The sequence below is a fragment of the Halorubrum sp. F4 genome (assembly GCF_027257195.1).
Lineage (GTDB): Archaea > Halobacteriota > Halobacteria > Halobacteriales > Haloferacaceae > Halorubrum.
This window is the reverse complement of sequence record NZ_JAPDFS010000027.1, coordinates 1-13,572: the sequence shown is the minus strand read 5'-3', so window position 1 is coordinate 13,572 and position 13,572 is coordinate 1. Positions and strand designations below refer to the sequence as shown.

At 67.3% G+C, this 13,572-nt stretch carries 15 protein-coding genes; 6 read left to right on the top strand and 9 right to left on the bottom strand.

Going from position 1 to position 13,572, the window contains the following annotated elements:
• Positions 1-439 precede the first annotated feature (439 nt).
• Entirely contained in the window at positions 440-769 is a 330-nt protein-coding gene (locus OKW78_RS16175; protein WP_281196090.1) for a non-histone chromosomal MC1 family protein, read from the bottom strand.
• A 251-nt stretch (positions 770-1,020) separates the two neighbouring features.
• Here OKW78_RS16175 and OKW78_RS16170 point away from each other — a divergent pair, with 251 nt between their 5' ends.
• Positions 1,021-1,224 carry an AbrB/MazE/SpoVT family DNA-binding domain-containing protein gene (locus OKW78_RS16170; protein ID WP_008001971.1) on the top strand — a complete coding sequence of 68 codons (204 nt, stop codon included), beginning with the start codon at positions 1,021-1,023 and terminating at the stop codon, positions 1,222-1,224.
• A 117-nt stretch (positions 1,225-1,341) separates the two neighbouring features.
• Positions 1,342-2,400, top strand: a complete 1,059-nt coding sequence (locus tag OKW78_RS16165) for a quinone-dependent dihydroorotate dehydrogenase (RefSeq protein ID WP_281196089.1) — start codon at positions 1,342-1,344, stop codon at positions 2,398-2,400.
• A gap of 18 nt (positions 2,401-2,418) precedes the next feature.
• Here OKW78_RS16165 and OKW78_RS16160 read toward each other — a convergent pair whose 3' ends face one another.
• Together OKW78_RS16160 and OKW78_RS16155 are read right to left on the bottom strand one after the other, a co-directional pair.
• A complete protein-coding gene (locus tag OKW78_RS16160) occupies positions 2,419-5,073 on the bottom strand; it encodes a valine--tRNA ligase (RefSeq protein ID WP_281196088.1) in 2,655 nt (884 codons plus the stop codon).
• Between the two features lie 419 nt (positions 5,074-5,492).
• Positions 5,493-6,170: a class I SAM-dependent methyltransferase gene (locus OKW78_RS16155; RefSeq protein ID WP_281196087.1), complete on the bottom strand. Its 678-nt coding sequence runs from the start codon at positions 6,168-6,170 to the stop codon at positions 5,493-5,495.
• A 98-nt stretch (positions 6,171-6,268) separates the two neighbouring features.
• Here OKW78_RS16155 and OKW78_RS16150 point away from each other — a divergent pair, with 98 nt between their 5' ends.
• Entirely contained in the window at positions 6,269-6,712 is a 444-nt protein-coding gene (locus tag OKW78_RS16150; RefSeq protein ID WP_281196086.1) for a DUF2391 family protein, read from the top strand.
• A gap of 8 nt (positions 6,713-6,720) precedes the next feature.
• Here the strand turns inward: OKW78_RS16150 and OKW78_RS16145 are convergent, their stop codons facing one another.
• Positions 6,721-7,236, bottom strand: coding sequence for a magnesium transporter (locus tag OKW78_RS16145; RefSeq protein ID WP_281196091.1), 516 nt, complete (start codon positions 7,234-7,236; stop codon positions 6,721-6,723).
• A gap of 161 nt (positions 7,237-7,397) precedes the next feature.
• Positions 7,398-7,970 carry a magnesium transporter gene (locus tag OKW78_RS16140; protein ID WP_281196085.1) on the bottom strand — a complete coding sequence of 191 codons (573 nt, stop codon included), beginning with the start codon at positions 7,968-7,970 and terminating at the stop codon, positions 7,398-7,400.
• 163 nt (positions 7,971-8,133) lie between these two features.
• Between OKW78_RS16140 and OKW78_RS16135 the strand changes: the two genes are divergently transcribed.
• On the top strand, positions 8,134-8,712 hold the full coding sequence (locus OKW78_RS16135; RefSeq protein ID WP_281196084.1) for a hypothetical protein: 579 nt from the start codon (positions 8,134-8,136) through the stop codon (positions 8,710-8,712).
• Between the two features lie 10 nt (positions 8,713-8,722).
• Here the strand turns inward: OKW78_RS16135 and OKW78_RS16130 are convergent, their stop codons facing one another.
• Complete coding sequence (locus tag OKW78_RS16130; protein ID WP_281196083.1) at positions 8,723-9,610, bottom strand: hypothetical protein; 888 nt, start codon at positions 9,608-9,610, stop codon at positions 8,723-8,725.
• Between the two features lie 217 nt (positions 9,611-9,827).
• On the opposite strand from OKW78_RS16130, the gene OKW78_RS16125 reads away from it, so the two are divergent.
• Positions 9,828-10,265, top strand: coding sequence for a hypothetical protein (locus tag OKW78_RS16125; protein WP_281196082.1), 438 nt, complete (start codon positions 9,828-9,830; stop codon positions 10,263-10,265).
• Between the two features lie 78 nt (positions 10,266-10,343).
• Here OKW78_RS16125 and hemB read toward each other — a convergent pair whose 3' ends face one another.
• The 3 genes from hemB to OKW78_RS16110 form a co-directional block, all read right to left on the bottom strand.
• Positions 10,344-11,324, bottom strand: a complete 981-nt coding sequence (gene hemB / locus OKW78_RS16120; RefSeq protein WP_281196081.1) for a porphobilinogen synthase — start codon at positions 11,322-11,324, stop codon at positions 10,344-10,346.
• A gap of 122 nt (positions 11,325-11,446) precedes the next feature.
• Positions 11,447-11,617 (bottom strand): DUF6757 family protein, encoded by a 171-nt coding sequence (locus OKW78_RS16115; protein ID WP_281196080.1) that lies wholly within the window; start codon positions 11,615-11,617, stop codon positions 11,447-11,449.
• Between the two features lie 58 nt (positions 11,618-11,675).
• Positions 11,676-12,539 carry a PHP domain-containing protein gene (locus tag OKW78_RS16110; protein ID WP_281196079.1) on the bottom strand — a complete coding sequence of 288 codons (864 nt, stop codon included), beginning with the start codon at positions 12,537-12,539 and terminating at the stop codon, positions 11,676-11,678.
• Between the two features lie 159 nt (positions 12,540-12,698).
• On the opposite strand from OKW78_RS16110, the gene OKW78_RS16105 reads away from it, so the two are divergent.
• Positions 12,699-12,983: a DUF2795 domain-containing protein gene (locus OKW78_RS16105; protein ID WP_281196078.1), complete on the top strand. Its 285-nt coding sequence runs from the start codon at positions 12,699-12,701 to the stop codon at positions 12,981-12,983.
• Positions 12,984-13,572 lie beyond the last annotated feature (589 nt).

Here is a 13,572-nt window from a genome sequence, read left to right as displayed (position 1 = left end):
GTCCACGGCTCACATCAGATCTCCTCTTACGCCGGAGCGCAGGGGGCGAAATCCTCATCTTTCGCGGACCTGAACGTTGTCCGGCATGGGTCATAAACCCATCGGACTTCGTCGGTCCTGCGAAACCGGGCCGGGTTGAACGGCCCGAGTTCGCGGTGCGTTCTTCGCATTCCATTCGAACCGGGGTAGACATTTAACCCCGTCGGAACGCGTCGACCGGCCACGTCGGCGGCCGGCCGCTGCCCCCACGCCGGGGGCGCTTCGCATTCCATTCGAATCGCGGTGTACACTTAACCCCGTCGAACCGAACCCGCCACGTCATGCGGTTTCATGCCGTGAACGACTCGGAGTAACGGACGGTTCGATCCTCGACGCGTCGCTGGGGAGTTCGGCGTGTGAAAGAAACGCGGGATCGGTTGGAACGAACGGGACGGACGGGCTACTCCTCGTCGAGGTACTCGATACCCTGTTTCGAGACGTTCGCCTTCGTGATGTCGTCGAGGTCGTTGAGCCAGAAGTCCTCGTCGGCCTCGTCGACCTCGGGGGCGCTCGCCTTCCACGCCCAACCCTCGTACTCGTGGACCTTCTTCGTCCCCTTCTCCCGGAGCCTGAGCGTGGTTCGTTCCGCCGCCTCCTCGGAAGGGGCGGGCTCGAGAGTTCGGGCCGCCTTGAGCGCGGCCTGTCTCGGCATGTTCCCGGAGAACTCGCTCGGTTCCGACCCGTCCTCCTCGCGGAGGGCGAAGTTTCGCTTACCGTCTTCACGTACCATGGTTTTACCTCCGTGTCAACTCAACACACAGCCCGTAATAAATATATCGGCGAAATGAAAACTGATCGGCACATTACTTATAAATACGACGGGGCGGCCTGGCGATCTCGGGACGGGGTCGGCGATGGAATCGACCGATGGAACGGGAAACGAACGACTCCCGCCGATGACGACGACCCCGTTCGAGAGGGTCCGACGCGTAAACAACACTTATATGTCTGCTGTGGCGAAGTGCGAGCCATACACCCGCGATGGTTCGCAAAAAGAAGCTCAGTCCGAGTGGCGCCAAAGACGACGACGGGGAGTATCACAACGTTCACGTGAACCTCCACGAGGACGAGCTCGCCGTCGCCGGGATGGAGATCGGCGACGAGGTGTTCGTTCGCGTCCGCGACGGGAAGATCATCATCCAGAAGGCCGACTCCGATCCCGAACAGCTCGAACACGACTTCTGAGGCCATCGCGGTCCGACATCGAACGGAGCCGTTTCTCCCGTCCGGATCGAGGCCGTTCACGTTCCTCGATACCGCCGGGTCGGCGGATTGATACCCGTCGACGACGAGAACCGACCGATGGGGCTCTACGATCTCGCGAAGCCGGCGCTCTTCGCGCTGCCGGCCGAGACGGCACACACCGCGGTGCATCGCCTCCTCCGTGGCGTACAGGGGACGCCGGTGGAGTCGGCGCTCCGGGGACGATACGCGGTGGAAAACGATCGGCTGCGGGTCGACGCGTTCGACGTCTCGTTCCCGAACCCGATCGGTGTGGCCGCCGGATTCGACAAGAACGCGGAAGTACCACGGGCCCTCGCAGCCCTCGGGTTCGGCCACGTCGAGGTCGGCGGGGTGACCGCCGAGGGACAGCCGGGGAACCCGCGGCCGCGACTGTTCCGGCTTCGCGAGGACGACGCGTTGATCAACCGAATGGGCTTCAACAACGAGGGCGCGGACGTCGTCGGCGACCGACTCGATCGGGAGCCGATGCCGGACGTACCCGTCGGCATCAACATCGGGAAGTCGAAGTCGACGCCGCTCGAGGAGGCTCCCGACGACTACCTGTACACGTACGAGCGCGTCGCGGACGCGGGCGACTACTTCGTGGTCAACGTCTCGAGTCCCAACACGCCGGGCTTGCGCGAGTTGCAGAACCGCGAGGCGCTCGAGGGGATCCTCGGGACGCTCTCGGATGCCGGCGCGTCCCCCCTCCTCGTCAAGCTCTCTCCCGACCTCCCGCGGGAAGCGATCACGGAGGCGCTGTCCGTCGTCGACGATCTCGACCTCGACGGGGTGATCGCGACCAACACGACCGTCTCACGTCCTGATACGCTGGAGAGTCCGAACCGTGCGGAACGGGGCGGACTGTCGGGAAAACCTATCGAGGACGTCTCGACCGACCTGGTCCAGTTCGTCGCGGAGCGGACGGACGTTCCGGTCGTCGGGGTCGGCGGCGTCTCCGACGCGACGGGTGCCTACGAGAAGATCCGCGCCGGCGCATCGGTGGTCCAACTGTACACGGGACTCGTCTACGAGGGACCGGGGCTCGCTCGGGAGATCGATCGGGGACTGCTCGACCTCCTCGACCGCGACGGGTTCGAGACGATCGAGGACGCGGTCGGTGCGGACCTGAAGTGAGGGGTCCGCCGCGACCGTTCAGGCCTCGATCGCGTTCCGGACGATGACGACCACGTCCTCGGCGTCGAGCAGTTCACCCTCGCCTGCGTACTGCCGCTCCTCCTCGACGGTGAACTCGTCGGGCTCCAGGGTCACGCCCGCGACGTGGAGCTCGTCGCCGTCGATCTCGTAGTCGTCGTTCGCGATCGCGGCGTCGATGTCGCCGACGCGGTCCCCGTGTTTCGGTCCGATCGTGGCGTAATCGAGGTCGATCCCGGTGACGGCCGTCTCGACGGGCGGCTCCGCGTCCGGGTGAACCGCGAGATCGTCGACGTGCATGACGCCGGTGACGTCGTCCTCGAAGCCACGGACGTCGGCGTACACCTCGACCGCGTCGAGGTCGGCGTTGAGCGGGAGCTGATTCTCGCTTTTGTACCGGCGGAGCGCGCCCACGACCGCCATCGCGGCGCGACCGGCGTCGGCGTCGGCGTCGAGTCCGAGCGGCTCGGGCCAGTCGGCGAGGTGGATCGACTCGCCCGCGTCCGCGGTTTCGGCGTCGACGGGCTCGGTGCCCGCCGCGTCCGCGTACATGTCCTGCCACAGCTCCTCCGTGACGTGTGCGAGCACGGGCGCGAACAGCTTCAGGAAACGGCGGTGGGCCGTCCGGAGCGTGTACGCCGCCGAGGCGTCCTCGCGCTGTTTGGCGATCTCGAGGTAGTCGTCACAGAACGTGTTCCAGAAGAAGCTCCGGAGCCCGTCGCGCGCCTTCGAGAACTCGCGGCCCTCCAGCCGCTCGGTGAGCGTTCCGATCTCGCGGTCGAGCTCCGCGAGCAGCCAGCGGTCGATCTCGCGGAGCCCGTCCTCGGGTTCGGCCGGATACGGCTCCGGCGCGAGCGACTCGACCAGCTTCGAGGCGTTCCAGAGCTTCCGGATGAGCTTCTCGCCCGCGCGGAGCCCCTTCTCCTGGTAGGGGAGGTCGTCGCCGATCGCGGAGCCGGACGCCCAGTAGCGGGCGGCGTCGACGGGGTACTCCTCCAACACCGCGTCGGGGTCGACGACGTTCCCCTTCGATTTCGACATCTTCTCGCGGTTCTCGTCGAGCACCATCCCGTTGATCATCGTCGACTCGAAGGGGACCTCTCCGGTGTGCTCGTAACACTTGATCACGGTGTGGAACAGCCAGAAGGAGATGATGTCGTGACCCTGCGGTCGGACGTCCATCGGGTAGATCTCCGGGCGCTCCATCGTGAACGCCTCGGCGTTCGCGTCGTAGTCCCAGCCGGCGTTGACCAGCGGGGTGAGAGAGGAGGTCGCCCAGGTGTCGAGCACGTCCTCTTCGGCGACGAACTCGTCGCCCCCGCACTCGGGACAGACGTCGACGGGCGGGTCGTCCGAGAGCGGGTCGACCGGGAGGTCGTCCTTCTCGGCGAGCACCTCGTGGTCGCAGTCGGCGCAGTACCACACCGGGAACGGGATCCCCGAGGAGCGCTGCCGGGAGATGAGCCAGTCCCACTGGAGCCCCTCGACCCAGTGTTCGTATCGGGTGAACATCTTCTCGGGGAACCACTCCATCTCGCGGCCGGCCTCCAGGTACTCCTCGCGTTTGTCGAGCACCTCGATGTACCACTGTTCGGTCACGAGGAACTCGACGCTCGTCTCACAGCGCTCGTGGACGTTGACGGTGTGGGTGATCGCCCACCGGTCGAGCAGCGCGCCGACCTCGTCGAGATCGGAGACGATCGCCTCGCGCGCCTCCGCGGAGTGGAGTCCCTCGTACTCGCCGGCGACGTCGGTCATGTGGGCGGACTCGTCGATGGCGACCCGGAGGTCCAGGTCGTGTGCCTGGTACCACTCGATGTCGTTCTGGTCGCCGAAGGTACAACACATCACGATCCCCGAGCCCGTCTCCATGTCGACGCGGTCGTCGGCGATGATCGGGACCTCGTGGCCGAACAGCGGGACTTCGGCCTCCCGCCCGACGAGGTCCTGGTTCTCCTCGTCGTCGGGGTGAACGAAGACCGCGACGCAGGCGGGGAGCAGTTCGGGTCGCGTGGTGGAGATGGTGAAGGCGTCGTCGCTCCCCGCGATCCCGAACTCGATGTCGTGGAAGTGTGAATCGCGCTCGTCGTCCTCGGTTTCGACCTGCGAGATGGCGGTCTCACACTCGGGACACCAGATCGCCGGGGCCTCCTGGCGGTACTCGCGGCCCTTCTCGTAGAGGTCGATGAAGGAGAGCTGAGAGACGCGCTGGACCTCCGGCGAGATGGTCCGATAGGTGTTGTTCCAGTCGATGGAGAGGCCGACGCCCTGCATCTTCTCCGTGAACTCCTCCTCGTACTCCAGACACACCTCCCGGCACTTCCGCTGGAACTCCCGACGCTCGAAGTCCTGGTGGCGGACGTCGAGCTCGCGCTCGGTGAGTCGCTCGGAGGCGATCCCGTTGTCGTCGTAGCCGAACGGGTAGAACACCTCGCTGTCGTACATCCGGTGGAACCGGGCGACGACGTCCTGGAGGATCGAGCCGTACACGTGGCCCCAGTGGAGGCTTCCGGAGACGGTCGGCGGCGGGGTGTCGATGGAGAACGCGGTGTTCGGATCGACGGGGTCGTCGGGGTACGCGTACGTCTCCTCGTCGACCCATCGCCGCTGCCAGTGCGGCTCGGCGGTGTCGGGGTCGTACTCTCCGCTGGGCATTATCGGGTGGGATTTCCCGCGGTTCCCTCTTAACGCCCTCGGTTACGCCGGAACCGCGAGTGAGGATCCGTCCGTGGAGTCGATGGGGACCCGTCCGTAGGGTAGGTGATCCGGCGCGCGCGAGGTCGCCGGCGCGGTTGCGGTGCGGTCCCGCGCCGGCCCGTCCGCCGAGGCCGGAGAGCTGTGAGGTTCGGTGCCATGCGGTGGGGGCGGGACTCAAAGGGGCAGTCGGGAGGCGGGCGCAGGCGATGTAAGCACCGCAGGGAGCGAGCAACGCGAGCGACCGAGGAGCGCAACGAGCGTGCGCCCGCCTCCCGGCTGGGGCTTTGAAGCTGTTCACCGCGATCCCGTCTCTCGTTTCGCACGGTCGAACGATCCGGTCTCCGAACCCCTCCGTTACGTCGAGACCGACGTCCGAGTCAGGGCGCGACGCCGACCGTCAAGAGCGTCCCCCACGTCCGGTAGCGGTCGACCATCGCCTCACGGGTCTCCCAGCTATCGGTCGGGAACTCGGACTCCGGCGGGATCTCGACCTCCCGGTCGGGGATCGCGTCCTGTTCGGCGACGTACAGCCCGGCCTCGCGGAACGTCTCGCGGTACTCCTCGCGGCTCCACAGCGTCATGTCGATCGAGATGTGGTCCTGCCACCCGTGGGTCGTCTCGCTCTCGGCGAAGTAGTTGACCGCACAGTAGAACGTCCCGCCGGGGCGCAACACGCGCCGGACCTCCTCGAGGGTGTGGGAGGGATCGCTCGCGTAGTAGAAGGCCTCCATCGAGAAGACGTGATCGACCGAGTCGTCGGCGAACGGAAGCGAGTCGAAGTCCCCCACGAGAAACCCGACCGCGTCGTCGTCGGTGTATCCCCGGGCGTTCCGGGCCATCTCCGGTGCGCCGTCGAGGCCGTATCCGCGGCCGATCCCGCGCTCCCGAAGCGCTCGAAGCGCGTAGCCGGATCCGGTCCCGAGATCGAGGACGACGTCGCCCGTTTCGACCGGCATACGCGCGAGGACGTGTTTCGCGGTGTGCCAGTGGCGGTCCTCCATCCCGCGGTCCTTCCCGTCGGACGCCCACTCGTCGAACTCCGCTCTGACGCTCATACCGACCGGACGGGCGGCGGGGTCAAAACCGGATCGACGCGATCGCGGTCGAGAGTGACGAACGACGCGCTTTTCTCCCGAGCCCGGGTTGTCGGGGTATGAAACGGCCAAATCGGCTACGGCGGCCGCGGTTCCGAGTCGCCGACTCCGCCCAGCAGACCGTCGGCGGCTTCCTGCTGGCCGGCCCGTTCGTCGTCACCGAGGAGGTATGGGTGCTCGCGAGCGGGATGAACTGGATCCAGGCGATCCTCGTGGCCGGAGTCGTCGCCGCGATCGGGTATGCCGCCCTGTACCGTGCGGACACGGGACGGGATCCCGACGCCGAACAGGAGGTCGTCGGGATCCCCGTGCGGTTCCTCTCGTTGATGGTCGTCGCCTTCGGCTCCGTACTGGTGTTGGCCGTCCTCTTCGACGCACCGGACACCTTTCTCATCGAGGCGGGGATGACCGGGATCGAACTGTGGCAGACGACGTTCAAGGCCGTCTCCGTCGGCGCGGTCTTCAGTGTCGTCGGAGCCGCAACGGCCGACAGCGTGTTCTGATAGTTCCATCACACCACGACGCTGACGACCGCGAACAGGATCAACACGCCCGTGATGTCACACACGTTCGTCACGATCGGGATCGTCGTGTCGTCGGGATTGAGTCCGACCCGGTAGGAGACCTCGACGGCGACGACGCTCGCGATCACGACGACCACGGCGAGAAGCATCCCGGAGAGGATCGAGACCAGGAGCACGCGAGCGAGTCCCAGATCCCCGCCGAGCGCGACGCCGATGGCCCACGCCGCGACGCCGACGAGCCCGAAGACCGTCCCCGCGAGCGCGAAGACGGCGATCACGTTGGCGCGGACGTCGGGGTTCGAGAGGCGCGGCTCGTACGTTCCGAGGTACAGCTGCGTGGTGAGCCGCGAGCACATGATCGACGCGAGGTTTCCGGCCGTGCCGATCTGAACCGGGAGCAGAACGAGGAGCGCGGGATACTGTAGGAGGGTCGCCTCGAACGTCTCGAGGACGGTCCCCGAGATCAGTTGGAGGACCGAAAGTCCCGCCAGAAGCGGGACCATGGTCCGAACGATGCGACTGATCGACCACTCGTCGACGACCGGGACGTCCGGGGACTTCCGGTCGGCGGTGGCGTCCGCGTCGACCGATTCGGTGGTGACGTCCGCGTCGGCCGCTTCGGTGCCGACGTCGCCGGCTGACGGGTCGTCGCCGAGGAGGACGGTCACGTGATCACCCCCACGACGTAGATCCCGACGAGGAGGAAGAAGACGCCGAAGACGTCGCCCAACGTCGTCACGACCGGCCCGATCACGTTGTCGGGATTGAGTCCGCGCCGGTAGCCGACGAAGATGACGGTTATCAGCACCGAGAGCATCAGCACCGCCGAGAGGAGGCCGGCGACGAGCATGATGCCGACGAGCTCGAACAGGCTCCCCTGCCGGCCGAGGAGGAACAGGGAGAGGTACGTGATCACGGCGATGAACACGGAAACCGCCATTCCGTTGAGAAAGGAGGCGACTATCGCGTTCGTGAGCCGCCGGTCGAGCTCGAACGTGGGCTCGATGAGCCCCTGGTGAAGTCCCGTCGAGAGCCGGGCTCCGAGCGAGCCGTAGACGCCGCCGCGGGTCGCGAGGAACGCCGGGAGGAGGAGCAGAATTCCGGGAACGCTCTCGATACCGGACCGCATGGTCTCGGATCCGAGGATCGTGCCCGCGAACAGCCCGGCGACGAGGCTGACGAGAACGACGGGAAGCGCCTGTCGGTAGACGTCCCGCGCGCTTTCGTGACCGTCCATTCGAACGTACCGACGAGGGGACCCGTGAAAAACTGTCCGGCGATGGAGCCGTTCAACAACCGCCCGGCGACGGAGCCGTTCAACCATCGCTCGGTGGCGGAACCGTCCGGCGGCGAAGCCGTCTGCCCCGCACCGTTAAGTCGGTCCGGCCGGTTCCCCGTGTATGGACTACGCGCTCGCCGTCGAGAACGGACCCGAAACTATCCCGGGGGGGACGGGCCTCCTGCTCGTCCACCCGAGCATCGGCGAGACCGACCGGATCGACACCGACTTCCTGAAGACCGACACCGACGCGTTCCTCGTCGTCTCCACGCGGACGACCGCGCGCGAGGTCGAACAGAAGCTCGAGTACTACGACGTCGACGAGGAGAAGGCGACGATCCTCGACACGCTCTCCGTCGAGCGGGGATACTCCCGGCGCTCCTCGGACGACGTCTACTACGTCTCGGCCCCCGACGACCTCGACGGCGTTGTCGATCGAGTCGAGCGGTTCCTGGAGGAAACGGAGGGGAAACGCCGCGTTTCCGTCGACTCGCTCACCGAGATGGCGTACTACGCGGACGACGAGGCCGTCTACGAGGCCGCGACGGAGATCCTCGAGCTACTGAAGGAACACGACGCGGTCGGGATATTCCACCTCTCCGAGGAGGTCCACGAGATCGCGACGCTCGACCGGTTCCGAGAGCTCTTCGACGGAACCATCGAGCTCGACGGCGAGGGGACGGTCTCGGTCGACCTCTGAGGGCCACTCCTTACTCCGCGCGCAACGACCCGAACGTCTTCTCCGCCCACTTCACCGCGTAGGGGACGCCTCGATCGCGGTACGCCGCGGTGTCCAGGGCGGCGAACGGTGCGGGGAGTTCGAGCCCGTGTCGAACCGCCGAGCAGGCGTACTCCGTCGCGCTCGCGAAGTCGGTCTCGCCGCGTGCGACCTGGCTCGGGAGGTCGCCGAGTCTTCCCTCCAGACGCTCGCCGGCGTCGAGCCACGCGTCGTAGAGCCGAGGGAACTCGCCCTCCCACGAGGGGAAGGTCTCGCGGGTGTGGAGGCCGACCCACGCGTCGTACAGCGCGGTCGCCACCTGGAAGACGTCGGCGGCGTCGAATCGGGGGGTCGCGGCGTCGGAGGACGCGGTTTCGTCGCCGGTCGGATCCGGGCCCCGGACCGCCTCGTCGAGGTCGCGGTATCGCGGTCCGAAGAAGGGGAGGAACGTCTCGGGAAGCCGCCCGGCCGGTTCGTTGGGCGAGGCGACCGTTCCGGACGCGGGGTCGACCCCGACCTGGACCAGTCGGTCCGCGATCAGAAAGGCGAGGAAGTCCTCGGGCGTCCCCTCCGCACGGCGCTTGAGGAGGACCGCCTGTGGATCCGTCTGCGTCGTTCGAACGACGGTCCCCGCGCCGGGAAGTCCGACCGTGAACGCCGGACCCGCGTATCGGCGAAGCGTCTCCGGGGCGTCCGGCGGAAGCCAGTCCTCGGGGCCCGAGAACGGATCGAGCCGGTCGACGAACAGCCCGAGGTCCTCCGCGGCCGCTGGCGGGAGCGTCTCGAACTCGGCGTCGACGTCGATGACCGGCGAGCCGGGCGCGTGACGGTCGCGAACCGCCGCCAGGTCGTCGTCGAGCGCGCGAGCCGAGAACGTCATCCCGCCGTTCCGAAGACGTACGAGAGGATGATAAGTACCGCGAGCGCGGCTGAGATCCCGACCGTGCCGAGAACTATCTTGGTGGATTTGCTCATGGAGGAGGTGTGCGTGCCGGCGCGTTAAATTCATTCGGTCGGCGGCGAGGACGGTCGTCTCCACCACGCCGGACGGCCGTCACCGTCCACGGACTTAACCGGCCGGCCGAGAGACGACGGGTATGCGGATCCGTGACGCGCTCGAGTCGGACGCCGAGGTGCTCTCAGACGTGACGGGTCGGCCGGCGGACGTGCTCGTGGACACGATACACGACCGGACGGTCAGGGTCGCGGTCGACGACCTCGGCGGAGAGCGGAACGCCGACTCGGCGGACGGAGTCGACGCGCCCGACGGGTTCGAGGGGTTCGTCGCGTTCGACGTCCGGGCGGGGACCGTCCACGTGACCGGTCTCGCCGGAACGCGTTCGGCTCTCGAGCGGCTGGTCGAGGAGCCCAAACGGTTCGCGAAGCGCGAGGGAATGGACGTCGAAGCGGTGGTCGTCGACGGCGAGGAGGGTAGGGCCGACGCGCTCGAACGCGCCGGGTTCGTGGCCGCGGGGTCGGGACCGCGCTTCGAGGGCAGAGCGACCACCCGGTTTCGACTCGAGCGCGACGAGTGACGGGGCGGTCGGCGGCGGCGGTCGACGTCGGCAGCGATCGACACCGATCACGACGAGCGTCGACGCCGATCCGCGTCATCACAGCCGGTCGGCGAGGTCCTCCGCGAAGTACGTCACGATCAGGTCGGCGCCCGCGCGCTTGAGCGAGACGAGCGACTCGTGGGCGACCGTCTCGAGGTCGAGCCAGCCCTTCTCCGCGGCCGCATGGAGCATGGCGTACTCGCCGGAGACGTTGTAGGCGGCGATCGGCCGGTCGAACTCCCGACGGAGGTCCGAGACGATATCGAGATACGGAAGCCCGGGTTTGACCATCAACACGTCCGCGCCCTCCTCGGCGTCGAGGCGAGCTTCGCGAAGCGCCTCCCTCCGGTTCGCGGGATCCATCTGATAGTGTCGGCGGTCGCCGAAGGCGGGCGCACCGTCGGCCGCGTCGCGGAACGGGCCGTAGAAGGCCGACTCGTACTTGGCGGCGTAGCTCATGAGCGCCACGTCCTCGTGGCCCGCGTCGTCGAGCGCTCCGCGGATCGCCCGTACCTGCCCGTCCGTCATCGCCGACGGCGCGACCATGTCCGCACCGGCGTCCGCCTGCGAGACGGCGGTCTCGACGAGCAGGTCCAGCGTCTCGTCGTTTCGCACCGTCAGCGTCGGGTCGGATTCGGCGGACTCCTCGATCACGCCACAGTGGCCGTGGTCGGTGTACTCACACAGACAGACGTCGCCGATGATATACGCGTCCGTTTCCGCGGTTATCCGTCGGAGTGCGCGTTGAACCACCCCATCGTCCGCGTACGCGCGGGTACCCCGGGCGTCCTTCGCTTCCGGGATCCCGAAGAGGATCACCGCCTCGACGCCGGTCTCGCGGACCTCCTCGACGCGTTCGACCGCCTCGTCGACCGGGACGCGGTCGTGGCCCGGCATGGACTCGATGGGGACGCGTTCGTCGGTCGTCGCGTCGACGAAGACGGGCGCGACGAGGTCTGACGCCGACAGCGACGACTCGCTGACGAGCGGCCGGATCCCGTCGGTTCGGAGCCGGCGAGGCCGGTCGGTCGGGTACATGTCGAGCGGTTGGTCTCGGACCGTCTTTTAGGGTTCGTTCCCGGCGCGGGCGGGGAGGCGGGGAACGCAGGGCGGAGGAACCAGAGGGCCGCGGTCCGGTCGATCGACGCCCGCGGCCGCTCTCACTCGTTCTCGCTCGATTCGACGTCGATCCGCTCCGAAAGCGCCGCCAGCCCCTCGTCGTCGGCCAACTCCTCGACGCGCTCCCGGAAGTGGTCCGCACAGAGTCCCACGACGACGCCGGACTGTTCGGCCTCGTAGGCGGCCTCGCGGTCGCAGTAGTGACACCGCATGTCGATCCCTCGGTCGCGCCGGGAGTTAACCCTGTTCCTCGGCCGAGTTCCCCGACGCTCAGCGGGGATCCGGCAGTCGCTCCCGGACCGGTTCGAACGCGGCCCGGGTCAATCCGGCCGCGCCGAAGCGTCGCTCGTGGGCGTCACTCCCCCCGGTGGCGAGCAGGTCGTCCGACGCGACGACGCGATCGATCCGGTCGGCGTCGACGGGGCGACCGTACGGATAGAAGCGCTCGATCGCGTCGAGATCGCGGGCGATCTCGAGCGCCGCGTCGACGTCGTCGTACCGGAACGGGTGCGCGAGCCCGACGAACGCGCAGGACTCCCGGAAGAGGTCGACGCCGCGATCGAGGTCGGTTACGTCACGAGCGACGTAACAGGGACCGTCGTCGCCGATAAGCTCCTCGAAGGCGTCTGCGTAGTCGTACGGCGCGGGCGACGCCTCGATCGCACGGGCGACGTGCGGGCGGCCGAGTCCGGGACGGGGCTCGAGGTCGAGGTCGACGCCGAGGCGTTCCTCGACGCGCCGGAGGATCTCCGCGCCGCGCTCGCGGCGGTCAGTCTGGAGCCGGTCGATCTCGGCGTCGAGCGACTCGGTGTGCTCGACGGCGTAGCCGAGGAGGTCGAGCCGTTCGAAGCCGGCGTCGACGCGGAGTTCGATCCCCCGGACGATCCGGACCCCGTCCCGTTCGACGACCGGCGCGTCGATCCCCGGGTGTATCCGGTCGTGGTCGGTGATCGCAACCCAGTCGAGTCCGGCCTCGCGAGCGGCGGCCGGGACCTCGTCGATCGTCAGCGTTCCGTCGGAGAGCGTCGTGTGGGTGTGGAGGTCGGCGACGAGTGGGGAGTCGTCCGCGGAGCCGGGCTCATCAGCCTCCGAATCGTGGTCGTCAATGTCGAGATCGCAGTCGTCAGCAGCCATACCCGGAGTTCTCGACGATCCCACTAAGCACCGGCGGTGTCGATCCATGTGATATCGTGACGTATACCGCACGTGATATTATGACGTATGAGGGAGTAACGCCCGACTAAGGTTATTCATGGACAATCATTAAGAACCTCCGGCGGCTCGCGATAGTTGATGCGCTTGAACGGCGTCGACGACCGGATCGAACGGCACCAGTTCCCGACCACCTCGGAAGAACTCATCGCGGCTCACGGAAACGCGACCGTAGAGCTCGCGGACGGCTCGGAGCGGATCGGGGACGTGCTCGAGCGGTTCGGCGACCAGACCTTCGATGCCCCCGACGAAGTCTTCGACACGCTGCGAGCCGGCGTCTGTCACCGCGGGGTCGGTCGACGGTTCTACTCGGATCGCGACCCGACGACGGACGGGGAGAACGGGCCACAGCCGGTCTCGTTCTGAGGCGGCAGAGCCGTATCGGTTCGTTTTTCGATCGTGTCTTCCGGCGAGCCGCGGCACCATCGCCCGGTAGTCGTGTGAACCAGGTTCAGTGTAACCACGCGATTTCGTCGGCCGGCGTTCCGTTTTCACGTCTGTTTTCGTATGAAACGCCCGGTAGATCGGTAGTGCTTGTCGGACGGTTGGTTCGTAGTATGTCGAGGTGATCGGAACGGGGTCGTTGCTGGCGCGGTGAACACGTCCAAAGCCCCAGCCGCGAGGACTTGCGCGACTCGCTGTGGTCCTCAGTCACTCACTTCGTTCGTTCCCTGCGGTCCTTACTTCGTCGGGCTTCGTCCTCGCGACTGCCCCTTTGAATCCCACCCCGCCCCGCACAGCCCCGCGCCTCATGCCTCCCCAACCTCGCCGCTCGCTCCGCTCGCGGCGTCCCTCGCGGTCGGATTCGCGCCCGTTCGGGCGCTCACCGGCGCGCCACCGCTCCGGCGATCGCTCGTTGCTTCAGCTGTAGTGAGCATCCGCGAGCAAAGCGAGCGGTTCACCGACGGAGCCGTCGGAGACGGCGGAGTCGGCTTTTTCCCTCCAGGGTTTTCGA